Raw genomic sequence first — 20281 nt, 5'->3', positions numbered from 1 at the left:
GCATGAAAAAGAAATTTCTATTTTTACTACTATTGATATTCAACACTGTTTTTTCACAAAATCAATTACCTATAATTCCCTATCCTTCTCAAGTAGAGTTAGGCTCAGGAAGTTTTGTACTTAATGATAAAACTACAATACAAGCTTCTGGAAATTCTTTTGAATCAAAATATTTGAAAGAAATACTTAAATCAAAATCAGGATTAGATTTAAGTATAAGTGAAGTTTATAGTTCAAATAGTATTCAGCTTATAATGAAACTTCCAGACACTATAAATTTTGATAAAGAACACTATGAATTAAATGTTTCAAATAGTAAAATTACAATAACATCATTTTCAAATCAAGGTATTTTTTATGGAATTCAAACACTTTTACAATTAATTCCTTCTGATAAAAAGAATAAAATCTCAATACCTTGTTTACAGATAAATGATTACTCAAAATACAAATGGCGCGGAATGCACCTTGATGTAAGCCGACATTTCTTTCCAAAAGAGTTTATTAAAAAGTACATTGATTATCTCGTTAGATACAAAATGAATGTTTTCCATTGGCATTTAACCGATGATCAAGGTTGGCGTATTGAAATAAAGAAATATCCAAAACTTACCGAAATCGGAGCATGGCGAAAAGGTTCGATGATTGGTCACTACAGAGAACAAAAATTTGATGATAAACCTTATGGTGGTTTCTACACCCAAGAGGAAATTAAAGAAATTGTAGCTTATGCAACAGAACGTCACATTACCGTAGTTCCAGAAATTGAAATGCCTGGGCATGCAGTAGCTGCATTAGCTTCATATCCTCAATATTCCTGCACTGGTGGACCATTTGAGGTTGCTTTGAAATGGGGTGTTTTAGATGATGTGTTTTGTCCAAAAGAAGAAACTTTCGAATTCCTAGAAAATATTTTATCAGAAGTGATAACTTTATTTCCATCGGAATATATTCACATTGGTGGCGATGAATGTCCGAAAACTCGTTGGAAAAAATGTGCAAATTGCCAATCTGTGATAAAAAGAGAAGGTTTGAAAGACGAGCATGAACTACAAAGTTATTTTATTCGAAGAATTGAAAAATTTGTAAACAGCAGAGGAAGAAAAATAATGGGTTGGGATGAAATTCTCGAAGGTGGTTTGGCACCAAATGCAGCTGTAATGAGTTGGCGCGGAACAAAAGGCGGAATTGAAGCGGCTAAACAAAATCATTTTGTAGTAATGACACCAGGATCACATTGCTATTTTGATCATTATCAAGGTGAACCAAAAAACGAACCTCTGGCAATTGGAGGTTTCACAACAGTTGAAAAAGTGTATGGTTTTAATCCAACACCAACAACTCTAAATAAAAACGAAGCCAACTATATTTTGGGAGCTCAAGGAAATGTTTGGACCGAATACATGGAAGATGCGAATAAAGTTGAATATATGATTTTCCCAAGAATGTTGGCGCTTTCAGAAGTGCTTTGGGGCACATCTAATACTGAAAAATATAAAGATTTTCAAGATAGAATGATACAGCATTTTCAATATTTTGAAGAAAATAAAATCAATTATAGTAAGGCGATTTTCGAATTAACTTCTAAAATAAGCCAGTCTGAAATTGATAAAAACATTTTATTTTCAATAAAATCCTCTAAAAACCAAGAAGGAATCAGATATACTTCCGATGGTTCTAATCCTAGTTTAAATTCTAATAGCTATCAAAATCCAATTGCAATTACAAAAAGTCAAACAATTAAAGCTGCTTATTTTGAAAACGGAGAACAAAAAAGTGCAACCATTGAACAATCATTTTTTATCAATAAAGCAACTGGCAAAAAGATTTCTTTACAAAATCAACCAAGCGAAAGTTATACAGCAAATGGCGCTTTTACATTAGTTGATGGTGTTATTGGTGATAGACAAAAGTTTGGTCGAGATTGGCTCGGATTTTCAGGTAAAGATATGGTTGCAATAATTGATTTAGGAAAAGTTGAAGTTATAAATAAAGTTTCAATAAGTAGTTTAGCTAATGAAGGAAGTTGGATTTATTTTCCAAAAAGTATTGAGTTTTTGCTATCCGATGATGGTGTAAATTTCAAAAGTTTGCAATCAATTTCAGCTAAAGAGATTATTGAAAAAAGAGGAGAAATTACAATTGAAGTAAATTCCAAAAAAGCAAAATTCATTAAAGTAGTTGCTTCAAATTTGGGTAAAATTCCGGAAGGAAATCCAGGCGCAGGTTCTAATGCATGGTTGTTTATTGATGAAATTGGTGTGGAATAAAAAAACATAAGTATGGCAAATCGTAGAAATTTTATAAAAACTGCTGCTATTGGTTCGGTAGCCATTGCTTTGAATTCGTTCAAATCAAAAGAAGAGGAGGTTTTATTTGATGAAGGAAAAATAAATAAACCAGTTGTTATTTCGACATGGAATTTCGGAGTTCAAGCCAATGGAGCCGCATGGGAAATCCTAAAAAATAATGGAAGAGCTTTAGATGCTGTCGAAGCTGGAGTGAAAATTCCTGAAGGCGATCCAAACGAAAGAAGTGTTGGCTATGGAGGAAGACCAGACAGAGATGGAAGAGTGACACTAGATTCATGCATAATGGATGAGTTTTCAAATATTGGTTCGGTTGCTTGTTTGGAGCACATTAAACATCCAATTTCTGTGGCTAGAGCTGTTATGGAAAAAACGCCACACGTTATGTTAGTAGGAGATGGCGCACTGCAATTTGCCCTTTCTCAAGGATTCAAAAAAGAAAATTTGTTAGTAGAAGCATCAGAAAAAGAATGGAAAGAATGGCTTAAAACAAGTGAGTATTTACCGAAAGCAAACATCGAAAATCACGATACTATTGGAATGATTGCTTTAGATGCTCACGGAAATTTATCTGGAGCATGTACGACAAGCGGAATGGCTTATAAAATGCACGGAAGAGTTGGAGATTCACCAATTATAGGCGCTGGATTGTATGTAGATAACGAAATTGGTGCAGCAACGGCAACAGGTCACGGAGAAGAAGTGATACGAATTACAGGTTGTCATCTTGTAGTAGAATTGATGCGTCAAGGAAAGTCACCACAAAAAGCTTGTGAAGAAGCTGTGGCTAGAATTGTAAAATTGACTAAAAATCGAGGTAAAGAACTCAAAGATATTCAAGTAGGTTTTATTGCTTTAAATAAGAAAGGACAATACGGTTCTTATTGTATTCAAAGCGGATTTAATTATGCAGTTAACGATAATTCTGGAAATAAATTAATTGACGCTGCTTATTATTTGAAGTAATGAACAAATTAGAAATTGCATGTTTTAATTTAGAATCAGCCGTAATAGCACAACAAAATGGTGCTGATAGAGTGGAGTTGTGTGACGGAATTGAAGTTGGCGGAACAACTCCAAACTTTGAAGTCACCACTAAAGTAAGACAATTAATCGATATCGATTTGAATGTAATGATTCGACCAAGTGGTGGAGATTTCGTTTATTCTAATGAAGAGTTTAAAAAAATGAAATCGGATATTTTACACTTTAAATCACTAAAAGTGAATGGTTTTGTTTTTGGAATTTTAGATGAAAATAATAAAATAGATATTGAAAGAAACACTGAATTGGTGAATTTAGCCAAGCCATTTCCATGTACGTTTCACCGTGCTTTTGATGAGGTTGTAGATTATAAACAAGCATTGGAAGATGTTGTTTCTTGTAGATTTTCGACCATTTTAACTTCAGGAACGTACTCCAATGTTATCGATGGAATTGATGTTTTAAAAAAGTTGGTTAGTCAAGCGCAAAATAGAATTACAATTATGCCTGGTGGTGGATTACGCTCTACAAATATCAATCATATTCAAGAAGTTACACAAGCCACTTTCTATCATTCTTCAGCAATTACAGATGGAAGTCAAATTGCAAATCCAGAAGAAATTTTCAAATTAAAAAGTAATTTAAAGTAATGAAAATCCAATTTAAATTTTTAATTCTAATGCTGTTACCATTAATCTTTTGGTCGCAAAATTCTGAACGAAATTTGAATTCTGAAAATTGGAGTTTCAAAAAAATATCGGATTCCAATTGGCTTCCTGCGAAAGTTCCTGGAACGGTTCACACCGATTTATACAATAACAAAATTATCCCAAATCCTTTCTTCGGAAATAACGAAAAGGAATTGCAATGGATAGAAAACGAAACTTGGGAATATCAAACAAGTTTTAAAATTTCAAAAGAAGAATTAAAAAATCAAAACACCATTTTACAATATGAAGGATTAGATACTTATGCCGAAGTCTTTTTGAATAATGAAAAGATTTTAGATGCCAACAACATGTTTCGCACTTGGAAAGTTGATGTGAAAAATAATTTGAAAGTTGGTAAAAATAATCTAAAAATTGTTTTCAAATCGGCTGTTGAAATTGGTAAAGCAAAAGCTCAAAAGTTACCTTATACATTAACTGAAAAAGAGCGAATTTTTTCAAGAAAAGCACAATATCATTTCGGTTGGGATTGGGGACCACGATTTGTAACATCAGGAATCTATAGACCAATAAAACTTCTTTTTTGGAATAATGCCAAAATAGAAAATGTAAAATATGAACAAGAAGAATTAAATGAAGTTATTGCAAAATTGAATTTTAATGTAACTATAGATTGCCAACTTGCAGGAAATTATGATTTAAAAATTAATGGAGTTCAAAAAGCTTTTGAGTTAAAAAAAGGAATAAATTCTATAGATTTCCCTTATGAAATTAAAAACCCAAAACTTTGGTGGACGAATGGTTTAGGAAAAGCAAACCTCTATCCATTAGAAATTAGTTTATCCAAAAGTAAAGTTCAATTATCTCTTAAAAAATTAAATATTGGATTAAGAACCATCGAGTTAGTTCAAGAAAAAGACAGCATAGGTAAAAGTTTTTATTTTAAATTAAACGGAAAACCAGTTTTCATGAAAGGTGCCAATTATATTTCGCCGGATAGTTTTTTACCAAATGCATCAACTTCTACATATAAAGACATTGTACAAAATGCAGTTGATGCTAATATGAACATGTTGAGAGTTTGGGGTGGAGGCGTTTATGCAGAAGATACTTTTTATGATGAATGTGATAAAAACGGAATATTGGTTTGGCAAGACTTTATGTTTGCATGCGCCATGTATCCTGGCGATGAGGAATTTCTTGATAATGTTAAAAATGAAGTAATTGACAATGTAACTCGTCTGCAAAACCATCCAAGTATTGCGCTTTGGTGTGGTAATAATGAAAATGACGAAGGCTGGAAAAATTGGGGTTGGCAAAAACAATTCAATTATTCAAAGCAAGATTCTATTCAAATTTGGAACGATTATGAAAAACTTTTTCATCAATTAATTCCGCAAACTTTAGATAGTTTATTGTCCAAAAAAGAGAATCGATATTGGCCTTCATCACCATCAATTGGTTGGGGTAAAAAGGAGAGTTTGACTCAAGGCGATTCCCATTATTGGGGTGTTTGGTGGGGCAAAGAATCTTTTGAAATTTACAAACAAAAAGTAGGTCGCTTTATGAGTGAATACGGTTTTCAAGGAATGCCAAATTTAGAAACATTAGAAAAAGTCATCCGAAAAGAAGACTTGAATTTTACTTCCGAAGCCTTTAAAAATCATCAAAAGCATCCAACAGGTTTTGAAACCATAAATGAATATATGGCACGAGATTTTCCGATTCCAAAATCTTTAGAAAAATACAATTATGTATCGCAAATTTTGCAAGCTTACGGAATGAAAACTGCTATAGAAGCGCATCGTCTTGCAAAACCTTATTGTATGGGCTCTTTGTATTGGCAATTGAATGATTGTTGGCCAGTGACTTCGTGGAGCACTTTAGATTATTATGAAAATTGGAAAGCATCTCATTACCAAGTAAAGGAAAGTTTTGCACCCACACTTTTAATGGTAACAGAAAGCACTAACGGATTTTCAATTATTAGTAGTAATGATAATCTCGAAGTACAAAAAGGGACACTAAATGCTAAGTTAATTGATTTTTCTGGAAAAGAACTTTGGACGTCTTCAAAAGAATGCGAACTTAATTCTGAAATAAACACAAATTGTATGGATATTCTTTTTACTGAATTACCAAAATTTGCAAAAGAAAAAACGGTACTACAATTAGAATTTATATGCAAAAACAAGAAAACTGTTGCCTATCATTATTTTGTTAAACCAAAAGAACTACAACTAGAAAAGCCAACTATTGAAATGAAAATTGTAGGTGAAACATTAATTGAACTTAAAACAAATACGCTAGTTAAAAATTTGTATTTACAATCCAATGATAGTTTTTTTAAAGAAAACTATTTTGATTTATTGCCCGGAATTCCCAAAATCATCAAGACTGATAAACCATCAGAAAACATAAAGATGGTTTCTTTATTTGATATGTTAAATGAATAAAAAAAGCACCTCGATTGAAGTGCTTTGTATTTTAAAATAATCCGTTTATTTCGGCATCGATTCTGTTGATAATCATTCCTAAATCTTCTGGGTTATTTACGAAATCAATATCATCAACATCAATGATTAATAATTTTCCTTTATTGTAAGTTGTAATCCAAGCTTCATATCTTTCATTCAATCTGCTTAAATAGTCAATCGAAATGGTGTTTTCATATTCACGACCTCTTTTGTGAATTTGACCAACAAGATTTGGAATAGAACTTCTCAAATAAATTAACAAATCTGGAGCTTCCACAAGACTTTCCATTAATTCAAATAAGGAAGAATAGTTTTCAAAATCACGATTGGTCATCAATCCCATAGCGTGAAGATTGGGAGCGAAAATATGCGCATCTTCATAAATCGTTCTGTCTTGAATGATTTTTTTACCACTTTCACGAATTTGCAAAACTTGTCTAAAACGACTATTTAAAAAGTAAATCTGTAAGTTAAACGACCAACGTTCCATCTGATGATAAAAATCGTCCAAATACGGATTGTCAACTACATCTTCAAAATGAGGTTCCCATTTAAAATGTTTTGCCAAAAAACGAGTTAAAGTTGTTTTTCCTGCACCTATATTTCCTGCTACTGCTATATGCATTATGGTATTGTAATTTTATAATTTGTAATTCCTTGGTCGGTAAAAATAGATAAAATTTGTTCTTTGTAATAAAAATTTTTAAACGATTTCTCAACAATTTCAATTTCATACAATTTGTTGATGTTGCGATCTCTTAGAAACAACTTGCTATCCTTAGAAAAAAGTATTTTGTTTTGAGGAAGTAATTGTAAGTCATTAGTTATTTCAACTTTTCCGTTACTGACAATTCTACCGAAAATGGTTGAGGTGTACCAATTGTTTTGTTTGTCAATCCACTGAAAATAATTGAAATCTGTTTGATAGTATGTAATGCTTTCATTTAAAGGAATACTTTTGTTTTCATAAGTATTTGAATTCAAATCATACAATCCTATTTGTTGATTTAAATTATTAAAAACCCATAATTTATTTTGTCCAGAGATACCAATTGCTGTTGCTAAAATTGGTGTTTCTAAACTTGAAAACTCAATTTTTTGTATTTCATTTAATTGATTATCTAACACAATTACAGCATTAAATTCTTCGTAAAAAATAATAATTTTAAGCGGATTTGTAATATCAACTTTGGTTATTTTCCCCAATCCAAGATTTTGGTATTGTAAAATTGATCCGTCTACTTTTTTATATAAGACATTGTTTTTTATGTAAATACAATTATTAAATCCATCGAATCCAACAAAACCATCAGCATTTATTGCTATGGAATCTAATCTTGTTACAGATAGTTTTTCATTTTGGGAATAGCCATTAGTAGCTAATAATAAAAGTAGTATATAAAATATTCTTTTCATCGTGATGCTAAATTACATTAAACTATTTGATATTTAAGAAGTCAAACTAAAATATTTAACAAATCTTTGGTAACAAAACACAAATTCAATCGTCATATTTGTTACGTCAAATAATTAAGATACTTTAAATGAAAAAAATAACGTTCACTTTAGCACTTTTATTAGTTTGTATTACATCTAATGCTCAAAAAGATTTTCAAGGGATGGCTGTTTACGAATCAAAAACAAGCACTGCCGATTTCAAATCGAGAATGTCTGGAAATAAAGATATTACTCCAGAAATGCAAAAAATGATTGAAGAACGAATGAAAAAGATGTTTGAAAAAACATTCATTCTTAATTTCGATAAAACATCATCTATTTACAAAGAAGAAGAAAAGTTAGACGCTCCTGGGCAAGGGCAAGGAGGTTTTAGAATGATGTCATCCATGATGGGTGGCGGTGGAACTTACTATAAAAACGCAAAAGAAAAAACATTTACAGTTGATAAAGAATTTATGGGAAAAGAATTTCTTGTGAAAGATACTCTAAGAAATTACAACTGGAAAATGGAAGGTGAAACTAGAGAAATTGGTGGTTATATGTGTTATAAAGCAACTGCAGTAATTCCTGCAAGTAAAACCGATTTTAGAAATTTCAGACCTAAGAAAGAAGAAGATGTAAAGAAAAAAGAAGAAGAAGCTAAAAAGGAAGGTGAGAATAAAAGTGCAGATGCAAAAGCAGAAGATAAAAAAGAAAAGAAAACAAGTTTTTTTGATGAAGTAGATTTGCCAAAAGAAATCACAATCACAGCTTGGTACACAATGGATATTCCAGTAAATCAAGGTCCAGAAGGATATTGGGGTTTGCCAGGTTTAATTCTTGAAGTTAACGACGGAAAAACAACTATTTTATGTTCTAAAATTGTTATCAATCCTAAAGAAAAAACAGAAATCAAAGCGCCAAATAATGGTAAAGTAGTTACACAAAAAGAATATGATGATATTGTAACAAAGAAAATGGAAGAGATGATGGAAATGAATCAAGGTCAAGGTAGAGGAGGAATGCAAATGAGAATGGGAAGATAGTTTTTAACAAATCAATTTATATCCTCGACCTCTGAGATTTATTATTTCAATCGATTGGTCGAGGATTAATTTTTTTCTAAGTTTGGTTATAAAAACATCTAAACTTCTTCCACTAAAGAAATCATCACTTTTCCAAAGTGTATTTAAAATAGTGCTACGATCAATTATTTCACCTTTGTTTTGTGAAAGAAATTCTAATAAAGTAGCTTCTTTGTGTGTTAGTTTATAAGTCACTTTTTCATGAGATAAAACTTGAGAATCTGTATCAAAAACATAGGTTCCAATGTGGTGTTTTTTCTCTAGTGTGAGATTAGATTTTCTTTCAATTAAAGCAATAATTCTAACAATTAATTCCTCCATACTGAAAGGTTTTTTAATGTAATCATTACATCCAATTTTAAATCCTTCAACAATATCTTGTGTTTGTGTTTTTGCAGATAGAAAAAGGATAGGGATGTTTTTATTAAGCAATCTTATTTCTTTAGCAAGTGTAAATCCATCCTTTTTTGGCATCATGACATCAAATACTAAAGCATCAAAATCTGATTTCTTGAATTCTTCGAGTGCATTTTCTCCATTTTCACAAAATGTAACTTTGAAATCCCTACTTTCTAAACTATCTTTTATAATTGTTCCAAGTGAAATTTCATCTTCCGCTAGTAATATTTTTATATGATTTTTCATTTTTCATTTATTGAATTAACAGAGTAAAAAACACTTCTAAATATGGTTTCTGTAGATTGAATTAATTCTAAAGTTCCTTGATGTTTTTCGATAATACTTTTACTGTAAAATAAACCAATTCCATATCCTTTTACATCATGTAGATTGCCTTTTGGGATTCTATAAAATTTTTCAAAAATTGCTTTTTCTTCTTTCTTGTTTATTCCTTTTCCATTATCTTTTACATCGATTCTAATTTTATCATTCATTTTATTAATTGAAATTGTTATTGTATTTCCGCCATACTTTATAGCGTTATCAATTAAATTAGAAAATGCATTCTCTAAATGAAATGCATCACCTTCAATAATTTTTTCAGATCCATTAGAGATAAAATTTATTTTTTTGTCCGTTACTAATTGATGTTTTTCTTGAACTGTTTTTAAAAGTAAATTTAAATCAATTGACTCTTTTAAAAGATTCATTTTTTCAGTTTTAAGCGCTGCAGTTTCTAATATTTTTTCAACCATTATCTCTAGTTTCTTTAGTTGGATTTTAGAAATAGAAATATATTTTTTGTTTTTTTCTGCGTCATTTGTAGGATTAAAATTACTCATTCCTTCAAGAGCAGAAGCAATTGTAGTAATAGGAGTTTTAAATTCATGTGTAATATTGCTAATAAAATCGTTTTTTATTTCATCTATTTTCTTTTGTCGTTTAATAATATGAAGAAGAAAAAACAAGCAACCAATAACTGCTAATGCAAAAATGAGGGATAAAATTAATTCACTTCCCATTCTTTTTATTAATAGTGTATTTGTGTAATTATATTTTAAATTTAGTCTTTCAAAAGGGTTGAAATAGCTTGATTTTGGGGTTACTTTGAAGGGTAATTCTTCATTTACTTCATTGTATACGTGTATTAAAGAATCATTTTTATAATGTTCAAAACAATATTTTAGCGATATTTCTTTTCTGTTCAATTCGATTTTGAAGATGGAATCTAATTTTTTATAATTCAAACTATCTTGAACTATTGATATCGTTATTCTATTTGGAAAATTTTCAATACCATTAATATTTTCAATATCTTTTTTACCCTTTAAAACAGTTATTGATTTAATGTTTTTTACATCTATTTTCTCTAAATTAGTATTTTTTAGAGTCCTTTGCTGAAATTTAATTACCGTATCATTAATTGTTTTTATATTTTTTTTGAAGTCAAAATTATTTATAATATCATTAGTACTAACACTAGAATCGTTACTAAAAATATTAAGCAATGTATTTTTTGATTCTTCATTAAAATAAAGTTCCAATGCTTTATCGTATGCTATTTGAATCTCATTTTTTAATCTAAGTTTATTAGAATTAAAATTTTTGTAATTCCAATATACCTGAAGACCAATAGTGCCAAAAATTATCAGTGTGATGAATAATAATATTTTCTTTTTATTTAGTATCATAAGTCAAAAATAACAAGTTTTTAAGTGTCAAAATTACTATTAACATACGTTAACATAGATTTACTATTGGTTAAAACTAAGTTGATTTTATTTGTAATTGTAATTTTAAAATATAGTAGTATGAAAAATTTAATTTATGGTTTATTGTTTTTGTGCGTTGTTGAGTTTGGTTATTCACAAAATTTTCAGGGAGTTGCTTATTATTTTTCCAAAACTCAAATGAAAGATTTTAACTTTTCAAGTCCAAATATGACTGAAGCTCAGCAAAAAGAGATGAAAGAAGAACTATCAAAAGCATTTGAAAAAACGTATGTGCTTGAATTTAAAAATTTTGAGTCAACTTACAGGCAAGAAGAAAAATTAGACAAACCAAAACCAGTCGATGGAAGACAAATACAAGTTTCATTTGGCGGTCAAGTTGGCTCAAAATTGTATAAAAATTTAAAAAACAATTATTTTTCAGAAGAAAAAGACCTATTTGGAAAAGAGTTTTTAGTTAAAGATTCTCTAGAAACTTTCAAATGGGAGTTTATAAATGAAGAAAAGAAAATAGGAAATTATACGTGTTCTAAAGCTCAACTTTTAATCCCAGTTTCTGAAAAAGATAAAAAAGAATATGAAGAGTTTAAAACGAAAAAGAATGAAGGTAGAACAAATTTTATTCAAATGTCTGAACCAAAAGAGCAAATAATTGAAGCTTGGTACACAACTGAAATTCCTATTTCAAACGGACCGGATAAATATTGGGGATTACCAGGACTAATTTTAGAATTGCATGATGGAACTACTAGCCTTTTGTGCACAAAAATAATTCTCAACCCAGAAAAGAAATTTGAAATAAAGGAACCAACAAACGGGAAAAAAATAAATCAAATGCAATTTAAAGAAATTGAGGAAGAAAAAATCAAGAGTATGATGAATAAAGATGGAGTTATCGAAATAAAAATGAAATAAAAATGTTAACATTTAACAATAATTTGGTAACATTTCTTCTATTATTTAGTCATATTTGTTTCATCAATCAAATGTAAAAATGAATAAATTATTATTTCTTGGAATTTTTTTATTAAGTGCTGTAAGTTTTTCTCAAACTATCCGATTTGAAGGTGTTGTTTTAGAATCTGGAAAAGCACCTCTTGAAATGGCTAATATTATGGCTGTTAATCAAGCAACAAAAGGAATGGATGGTTACGCAATAACCAATGATAAAGGAAGATTTGTTTTAAATCTAAAACCAAATTCAACCTACTTAATTAAGTTGAGTTATATTGGAATGGAAAACAAACAAATCACCGTAGAAACCAAAACAGAAAATATAACACAAAATATTTCAATGGAACCAGGCGGAATTCAGCTTGATGGTGTTGAAATTGTTCGTGAAATGCCAGTTTCAATCAAAGGCGATACTATTGTTTACAACGCAGATTCTTTTAAATCTGGTACTGAAAGAAAGCTTGAAGATGTTCTAAAAAAACTTCCTGGAGTAGAAGTAAATGCTGATGGAGAAGTAGAAGTAGAAGGTAAAAAAGTAACCAAATTAATGGTTGAAGGCAAAGACTTTTTTGATGGTGATACCAAACTTGGTGTAAAAAATATTCCAGCAGATGCCATTGATAAAATTCAAGTGCTAAGAAATTATAATGAAAATTCTATCCTAAAAGGTGTTGAAAATAATCAGGATAATTTAGCAATGAACATCAAACTAAAAGAAGGTAAGAAAAACTTTTGGTTTGGTGACATGACTGCAGGTGGCGGAACAGCCGATGATAATAACTATGATCGCTATTTTATTAATCCTAAGTTGTTTTATTACAATCCTAAATATAGTATTAATTTGATTTCAAATTTTAATAATATTGGAGAATTACCATTAACGGTGCAAGATTATTTTAAGTTCACAGGTGGTTTTAGAAGTATGATGGCTAAAGGTGGTTCAAACTTTAATGTTGCCTCTAATGATTTAGGAATTTCATTACTAAGAAATAATCGTGCAAAAGAAATTGAAACACAATTTGGAGCTACAAACTTTTCATATAATCCAACAAAAGCTTGGACTTTAAGTGGTTTCGGAATACTTTCTTCATCAATAACCGATTTAGAAACAAAGACACAAACTAATTTTTTACAACCAAATTCTTCTAATGTTGCTTCAACAGAAAACAGAAATGAAGTGGCACATCAAAAAAGTAATTTAGCACTTTTTAAATTAAGTTCTAGCTACAAACCAAGCGCAAGATTTCAATTTGACTACGACATTCTATCAAAGTTTTCTAAACAAGATGAAGATAATTCTTTGCTAAGACAATCAATAGTAGGTAGTTCATCAAATACAGAAAATATTTTAACAGCTAAAAGACAAGATCCTAAATCTGTAAACCAGAATTTGAGTTTTTATTATACACACAACGATAAAAATATTTTTGCACTAGAAATGCAACATTTGTATCAGGATGAAGATCCTTTTTACAATGCTAATTTACAAACACAGCCTTTCAGTTTTGCGGGTTATTTAGCAGGTCAAAATAGAAATGATATTAATCAAACACGTTTTGTAAGAACTAATAAATTAGATACAAAACTAGATTATTACTATATGCTGACGGCTAAAAGTAATATCAATATAACTCTAGGAAATACATACTCATTTCAAAGCTTTGATTCATCAATCTATCAAATATTAGATAACGGAACCCAAAATAATTTGACTGATGCCAGTACTACCAATAATGTAAATTATAACTTTAATGACGCTTTCCTTGGATTGCATTATAAAATTTTGACTGGAAAATTCACGTTCACTCCAGGAGTAAGTTTGCATGCATATAATATGACAAACAGTCAACTAGGAACCGATTTTTCACTAAATTTCTATAGAGTACTGCCAGATTTCTTAGCGTTATATCAAATCAAAAAAGCAGAAACATTGACATATAATTATGCTATGACCAACAGTTTTACTGATATCAATAGGTTAGCTGAAGGTTTTGTGTTAAACGGATTTAATAGTTTGTCTAGAGGAAGTAGAACGCTTGAAAATGCTACACAGCAAACTCATTCGCTGCGTTATTTTAAATATAATATGTTCAACTTTGAAAATATTACTGGTTTTATTACTTATGCCAGAACAATTGATGCTGTAAAATCAAGAGCAAATTTCGTTGGTGTAAACCAAACTTCTTCACCTTTCAATACTGATTTTGCAGAAGAAACTTTATCTGGTTTTGGTAGTTATGGTCGTTCTTTCTCAAAAAACTATAAAGCTTCGTTTAATACAAGATTAAATTGGGCAAAGTTTAATAATTTTCAAAATGGTGTTTTTGCTACAGCAGAAAGTTTTACTCAAGTTCATACATTAACAGCGTCTACAAATTATAAAAATGCACCAAATATTGAATTAGGGTATTCTTATACTGTAAACGATTACAATAATGCTAAATTCTTCACCGATAAACCTTTTGTAAGATTAGATTATTACTTCTTAAAGAGTTTTTCTTTTGTCTCAGAGTATGAATTCTATCACTACTACAACAAGGATAAAACGGTCGAAAATGAATATGATTTCTTGTCTGCAAGTTTAATTTATCAAAAAACAAAAGATAGCAAATGGGAATATAAAATTGCAGCTACCAATATTTTGAATACCAAATCTTTGAACGACGATAGTTTTTCTCAATTTTCAACAAGAACATCGCAATATATAGTTCAACCAAGGTATTTAATATTTAGTTTGAAATACAATTTATAAAACAAAAAACCTGACTAGAAATAGTCAGGTTTTTCTTTGCGAACTTCGCAATATAACTTTGTGTCTTGGTGGTTAAATTCCAAAAGCAGCTTTTACTTGATCTACAAAATCTAATTTTTCCCAAGTAAACAATTCAACAGTTACAGTTTTAGATTCACCATTTGGCAATTTAAATGTTTTAGTTACCGTTTCGGATTTTCTTCCCATGTGACCATAAGCAGCCGTTTCGCTGTAGATTGGGTTTCTCAATTTCAAACGTTGCTCGATGAAGTAAGGACGCATGTCAAAAATTCCTTCAACAATTTTGCTAACCTCTCCATCAGTCATATTTACTTTAGAAGTTCCATAAGTATTTACGTTGATAGAAGTTGGTTTTGCAACTCCAATAGCATACGATACTTGAACTAAAACTTCGTCACACAAACCTGCAGCAACTAAGTTTTTAGCAATATGTCTAGTAGCATAAGCAGCAGAACGGTCTACTTTACTTGGATCTTTTCCAGAGAAAGCACCACCACCGTGAGCTCCTTTTCCACCATAAGTATCTACAATAATTTTTCTTCCTGTCAATCCTGTATCTCCGTGAGGTCCACCAATTACGAATTTTCCAGTTGGATTAATATGATAAGTAATATTGTCATTAAAGAAGTGAGCATATTGAGGATATTTCGCTTTAATTCTTGGAATCAAAATTGAAATCAAATCACTTTTAATTTTAGCCAACATAGTAGCTTCATCAGCAAAATCATCGTGCTGTGTAGAAATTACAATAGCATCAATTCTTTGTGGTTTATTATCATCAGAATATTCTAAAGTTACTTGCGATTTAGCATCAGGACGTAAATAAGTAATTTCAGAATTCTCTCTTCTTATATTAGCCAATTCAATTAATAAAGCGTGTGCAATATCTAAAGCTAATGGCATGTAGTTTTCAGTTTCATTAGTTGCATAACCAAACATCATTCCTTGGTCACCAGCACCTTGCTCTTCTTTACTAGCTCTATCAACTCCTTGATTAATATCAGCAGATTGTTCGTGAATTGCAGATAATACACCACAAGAATTTGCCTCAAACATATATTCACTTTTAGTGTAACCAATTTTTTTGATTACATCTCTTGCAATTGTTTGCACATCTAAATAAGTGTCTGATTTTACTTCTCCAGCAAGAATTACTTGACCAGTTGTAACTAAAGTTTCACACGCTACTTTAGATTCAGCATCAAATGCTAAAAAGTTATCAATTAATGCATCACTAATTTGATCAGCTACTTTGTCCGGATGTCCTTCACTCACTGACTCTGACGTAAATAAATAAGCCATAATATAATTTATTTTAAAATTAATTTTAGTGAAGAAAAAAGAAAAATTGCAAGTAAAAGCTAAAGAAGGTATTCTGCTTTAGCATTTTTTTACGAGGTTGCAATCAGTTCAAATTTTTCCTCTTTATTTCGAGTGCAAATGTATGAAATCAATTTGAATTGCAAATTATTATCAACTTTTTTTTGAAAAATCACTAAATCGTTATAGTTTTTATTTTTTTACAAACACTTGCAAAATAAGTTTCTATGTTATTACTTTGCACTGTTCATAAACTTATTGATGTTATCACGAAAGCCCGAGGGAATAGACCCTATGAAAGCTTAGCAACCCTACACTGTAGAAGGTGCTACATTCTAGTTTAAAGTAAATTTAAGCAAAGATAACCACGAGAATTCCTCTCACTTTCCATGATAACATATAATTAAACAACAGCAACTTTAGAAGTTGTGCTATTTATATGTCAAAAATAAACCAAGCAATAAAAGAAAGAATCCTAGTTCTCGATGGAGCAATGGGAACCATGTTACAACGCAACAATTTCTCTGAAGAAGATTTTCGCGGCCAACGTTTCAAAGATTTTCCACATCCTTTAAAAGGAAACAACGATTTACTTTCTATCACACAACCCGAAGCCGTAAAACAAGTTCATCGTTTGTATTTTCAAGCAGGAGCAGATATCGTAGAAACCAACACGTTTTCTGGAACAACAATCGGAATGGCCGACTACCATATGGAAGATTTGGTTTACGAGTTAAACTACGAATCAGCCAAAATTACCAGAGAGGTTGCTGACGAATTCACAGATAGACCTAGATTTGTAGCAGGCTCCATAGGACCAACAAACAGAACGGCTTCGATGAGTCCAGATGTAAACGATCCAGGATTTCGTGCCGTGACTTTTGATGATTTAAAAACTGCCTATCGTCAACAAGTAGAAGCTCTAATCGATGGTGGTTGCGATGTTTTATTAGTAGAAACCATTTTCGATACACTAAACGCCAAAGCTGCACTTTTCGCTATTGAAGAAGTAAAAGAAGAACGAAATTTAGATATTCCAGTAATGGTTTCAGGCACAATTACAGATGCTTCAGGAAGAACGCTTTCAGGTCAAACAGTCGAGGCATTTTTAATTTCTATTCAACATATAGATTTATTAAGCATCGGATTCAATTGTGCACTTGGAGCAGACCAATTAAAACCCTATTTACAGCGTTTAGCCATGAATACGCAATTAAATATTTCTGCACATCCAAACGCAGGTTTACCAAACGCTTTCGGGCAATACGATCAAACACCATTAGAGATGCAAGCCTTAATTAGAGAATATCTAAAAGATAATTTAGTAAATATTATTGGTGGTTGTTGCGGGACAACACCAGAGCACATTAAAGCAATTGCAGAGGTTGCCAAAGAATTCAAACCAAGACAAATTTTAGAAACAATATAATGACGGAAGTAAAGAATAAATATCTAAAATTATCAGGATTAGAACCTTTAATCGTAACACCCGAAACCAATTTTGTTAATGTTGGAGAACGAACTAATGTTACAGGTTCACGTAAATTTCTACGATTAATAAAAGAAGAAAAATACGAAGAAGCACTTGATATTGCAAGAAATCAAGTAGAGGGTGGTGCCCAAATTATCGATGTCAATATGGATGAAGGAATGTTAGATGGTGTTTATGCTATGACCAAGTTCTTAAATCTAATTGCCGCAGAGCCAGATATTGCTCGAGTTCCAGTAATGATTGATAGCTCCAAATGGGAAATAATCGAAGCTGGATTAAAAGTCATTCAAGGAAAAGGTGTGGTGAATTCTATTTCACTTAAAGAAGGGAAAGAAGTTTTTATTCATCATGCCAAATTGATAAAAAGATACGGAGCAGCTGTAATCGTAATGGCATTTGATGAAGAAGGTCAAGCTGATACTTACGAAAGAAGAATCGAAATCTGTAAAAGAAGTTATGATATTTTGGTTGATGAGGTTCATTTTCCAGCAGAAGATATAATTTTTGACCCAAATATTTTCCCTGTAGCTACAGGAATGGACGAACATAAATTAAACGCATTAGATTTTTTTAGAGCTACAAAATGGATTCGTGAAAATCTTCCTTATGCCAACATTTCAGGTGGTGTGAGTAATGTTTCGTTTTCGTTTCGTGGTAATGACAAAGTGCGTGAAGCAATGCATTCGGCTTTTCTTTATCATGCCATCAAAAACGGTATGACTATGGGAATTGTAAATCCAGAAATGTTAGAGATTTACGATGAAATAGATCCAATTTTATTAGAGCATGTAGAAGATGTTTTGTTGAATAGAAGAGATGATGCTACAGAAAGATTATTGGATTTAGCAGAAACCTTCAAAGGAGATTTCAAAACCAATGAAAAAGCAATTCAAGAATGGCGAAATGGTTCTGTTCAAGAAAGATTGACACATTCTTTAGTAAAAGGAATAGATGAATTCATAGAAATAGACGTTGAAGAAGCTCGAGTAAATTCAGAAAAAGCTATTGATGTAATCGAAATCAATTTAATGGCAGGAATGAATGTTGTGGGTGATTTATTCGGAAGCGGAAAAATGTTTTTACCGCAAGTAGTTAAATCAGCTCGTGTTATGAAGAAAGCCGTTGCTTATCTTTTACCATTTATCGAAGCACAAAAAGACGGAAAATCTTCATCAGCAGGAAAAGTATTAATGGCAACTGTAAAAGGCGATGTTCACGATATTGGAAAAAATATTGTAGCAGTAGTTTTAGGTTGTAATAACTTTGAAATCATCGATTTAGGAGTTATGGTTCCACCAGAAAAAATCATTCAAGCAGCCATTGAACATAATGTAGATATTATCGGATTGAGTGGATTGATTACGCCATCGTTGGACGAAATGGTTTATTTAGCAAAAGAGTTGGATAAATTAAACATCAAAATTCCAATTATGATTGGTGGCGCAACAACTTCACGTGCTCATACAGCCGTAAAAATTGCACCAGAATATAAAGAAACTGTTGTTCATGTAAACGATGCTTCACGTGCAGTAACTGTAGCTAGTAACTTGTTGCAAGAAGAGACTAAAGAAGGCTATGTAAAAGCCATTCGAGAAGAATATGACAAACTTCGTGAAGGCTATCTAAGTAGAAGTCGCGATAAAAATTATCTTTCCATTGAAGAAGCACGTAAGAATAAATTGCAATTAGATTGGGATAATTTCAATCCAGCAAAACCTAATTTCATTGGAACAAAAACCATAGAAGTTGAACTTTCTGAGTTAGTAGATTTCATCGATTGGACACCGTTTTTCCAATCGTGGGAATTACATGGAAAATTTCCAGCGATTTTGACTGATGAAGTTGTGGGTGAACAAGCCACAAGTTTATTTGATGATGCTCAAAAAATGCTAAATCAAATCGTTTCAGAAAAATGGCTAACAGCCAAAGGAATTCTTGGAATTTTTCCAGTAAACACAATTAACGATGATGACATAGCAGTTTATACAGAACCCGAAACTCATAACTCGCAACTCGCAACCTTTCTAACTCTAAGACAACAATCTCAAAAAACTGCAGGCGCACCAAACATTGCATTAGCCGATTTTATTGCGCCAAAAGATTCTGGAAAACAAGATTACATAGGTTGTTTTTGTGTAACAACAGGTTTTGGAGTAGATGAAAAAGCATCCGAATTCGAAAAGCAATTAGACGATTATAATTCCATTTTGGTAAAAGCTTTAGGAGATAGATTAGCAGAAGCATTTGCAGAATATTTGCATTTAAAAGTTAGAAAAGAAATTTGGGGATATGCTTCTGATGAAAGTTTGAGTAATCAAGATTTGATTGATGAAGAATACAAAGGCATTCGTCCAGCACCAGGCTATCCAGCTTGTCCAGACCATTTGGAGAAACCAACCATTTGGAAAATTTTAAATGTAGAACAAGAAATAGGAGTAACCTTAACCGAAAGTATGGCAATGTGGCCAGCAGCATCGGTTTCGGGATATTATTTTGCAAATCCAGAAAGTAAATATTTCGGATTAGGAAAAATAAAAGAAGATCAAGTTATAGATTACGCAAAACGTAGAGGAATTTCAACAGAAGTAGCAAGTAAATGGCTTGCGCCGAATATAGCAGACTAGAAAGTTTATAGTTTATTGTTTGTAGTTCT

At 31.1% G+C, this 20281-nt stretch carries 14 protein-coding genes and 1 riboswitch; of the genes, 9 read left to right on the top strand and 5 right to left on the bottom strand.

All coding sequences use genetic code 11. The features are described 5' to 3' along the window. The first annotated feature begins 2 nt into the window (after window positions 1–2). The 4 genes from ABD766_RS03085 to ABD766_RS03070 are packed head-to-tail and all read left to right on the top strand — an operon-like array spanning window position 3 to window position 6417. Window positions 3–2270: a glycoside hydrolase family 20 protein gene (locus ABD766_RS03085; protein WP_344815320.1), complete on the top strand. Its 2268-nt coding sequence runs from the start codon at window positions 3–5 to the stop codon at window positions 2268–2270. Between the two features lie 12 nt (window positions 2271–2282). Continuing rightward, complete coding sequence (locus tag ABD766_RS03080) at window positions 2283–3275, top strand: isoaspartyl peptidase/L-asparaginase family protein (protein WP_344815319.1); 993 nt, start codon at window positions 2283–2285, stop codon at window positions 3273–3275. Further along, window positions 3275–3943, top strand: a complete 669-nt coding sequence (locus ABD766_RS03075; RefSeq protein WP_344815318.1) for a copper homeostasis protein CutC — start codon at window positions 3275–3277, stop codon at window positions 3941–3943. Before ABD766_RS03080 ends, ABD766_RS03075 begins: the two co-directional genes overlap by 1 nt. Next, window positions 3943–6417 carry a beta-mannosidase gene (locus ABD766_RS03070; protein WP_344815317.1) on the top strand — a complete coding sequence of 825 codons (2475 nt, stop codon included), beginning with the start codon at window positions 3943–3945 and terminating at the stop codon, window positions 6415–6417. Before ABD766_RS03075 ends, ABD766_RS03070 begins: the two co-directional genes overlap by 1 nt. A 31-nt stretch (window positions 6418–6448) precedes the next feature. Here ABD766_RS03070 and ABD766_RS03065 read toward each other — a convergent pair whose 3' ends face one another. Together ABD766_RS03065 and ABD766_RS03060 are read right to left on the bottom strand one after the other, a co-directional pair. Then, entirely contained in the window at window positions 6449–7063 is a 615-nt protein-coding gene (locus tag ABD766_RS03065; RefSeq protein WP_298303709.1) for a deoxynucleoside kinase, read from the bottom strand. Further along, the gene (locus ABD766_RS03060) at window positions 7063–7854 is read right to left on the bottom strand and encodes an NHL repeat-containing protein (protein WP_298303707.1); all 792 of its coding nucleotides are present in this window, start codon (window positions 7852–7854) and stop codon (window positions 7063–7065) included. The genes ABD766_RS03065 and ABD766_RS03060 overlap by 1 nt, the downstream gene beginning before the upstream one ends. 128 nt (window positions 7855–7982) lie before the next feature. On the opposite strand from ABD766_RS03060, the gene ABD766_RS03055 reads away from it, so the two are divergent. Beyond that, window positions 7983–8921, top strand: a complete 939-nt coding sequence (locus ABD766_RS03055; RefSeq protein ID WP_344815316.1) for a GLPGLI family protein — start codon at window positions 7983–7985, stop codon at window positions 8919–8921. 3 nt (window positions 8922–8924) lie between these two features. On the opposite strand, the gene ABD766_RS03050 is transcribed toward ABD766_RS03055, so the two are convergent. Together ABD766_RS03050 and ABD766_RS03045 are read right to left on the bottom strand one after the other, a co-directional pair. Further along, window positions 8925–9605: a response regulator transcription factor gene (locus ABD766_RS03050; protein WP_298303703.1), complete on the bottom strand. Its 681-nt coding sequence runs from the start codon at window positions 9603–9605 to the stop codon at window positions 8925–8927. Next, the gene (locus ABD766_RS03045; RefSeq protein WP_344815315.1) at window positions 9602–11050 is read right to left on the bottom strand and encodes a sensor histidine kinase; all 1449 of its coding nucleotides are present in this window, start codon (window positions 11048–11050) and stop codon (window positions 9602–9604) included. Before ABD766_RS03045 ends, ABD766_RS03050 begins: the two co-directional genes overlap by 4 nt. Window positions 11051–11170: 120 nt before the next feature. On the opposite strand from ABD766_RS03045, the gene ABD766_RS03040 reads away from it, so the two are divergent. Together ABD766_RS03040 and ABD766_RS03035 are read left to right on the top strand one after the other, a co-directional pair. Further along, window positions 11171–12004 carry a GLPGLI family protein gene (locus ABD766_RS03040; RefSeq protein WP_344815314.1) on the top strand — a complete coding sequence of 278 codons (834 nt, stop codon included), beginning with the start codon at window positions 11171–11173 and terminating at the stop codon, window positions 12002–12004. Between the two features lie 79 nt (window positions 12005–12083). After that, a complete protein-coding gene (locus tag ABD766_RS03035) occupies window positions 12084–14795 on the top strand; it encodes a carboxypeptidase-like regulatory domain-containing protein (protein WP_344815313.1) in 2712 nt (903 codons plus the stop codon). Window positions 14796–14867: 72 nt separating this feature from the next. Here the strand turns inward: ABD766_RS03035 and metK are convergent, their stop codons facing one another. Next, a complete protein-coding gene (gene metK / locus ABD766_RS03030; protein WP_344815312.1) occupies window positions 14868–16118 on the bottom strand; it encodes a methionine adenosyltransferase in 1251 nt (416 codons plus the stop codon). 279 nt (window positions 16119–16397) lie between these two features. Next, window positions 16398–16504, top strand: a riboswitch (SAM riboswitch). Between the two features lie 71 nt (window positions 16505–16575). Between metK and ABD766_RS03025 the strand changes: the two genes are divergently transcribed. Further along, window positions 16576–17565, top strand: a complete 990-nt coding sequence (locus ABD766_RS03025) for a homocysteine S-methyltransferase family protein (RefSeq protein ID WP_344815311.1) — start codon at window positions 16576–16578, stop codon at window positions 17563–17565. After that, window positions 17565–20252 (top strand): methionine synthase, encoded by a 2688-nt coding sequence (gene metH, locus ABD766_RS03020; RefSeq protein WP_344815310.1) that lies wholly within the window; start codon window positions 17565–17567, stop codon window positions 20250–20252. Before ABD766_RS03025 ends, metH begins: the two co-directional genes overlap by 1 nt. Window positions 20253–20281 lie beyond the last annotated feature (29 nt).

The sequence above is a fragment of the Flavobacterium cheonanense genome (assembly GCF_039539185.1).
Lineage (GTDB): Bacteria > Bacteroidota > Bacteroidia > Flavobacteriales > Flavobacteriaceae > Flavobacterium > Flavobacterium cheonanense.
This window is presented reverse-complemented; position numbering and strand designations above follow the sequence as displayed.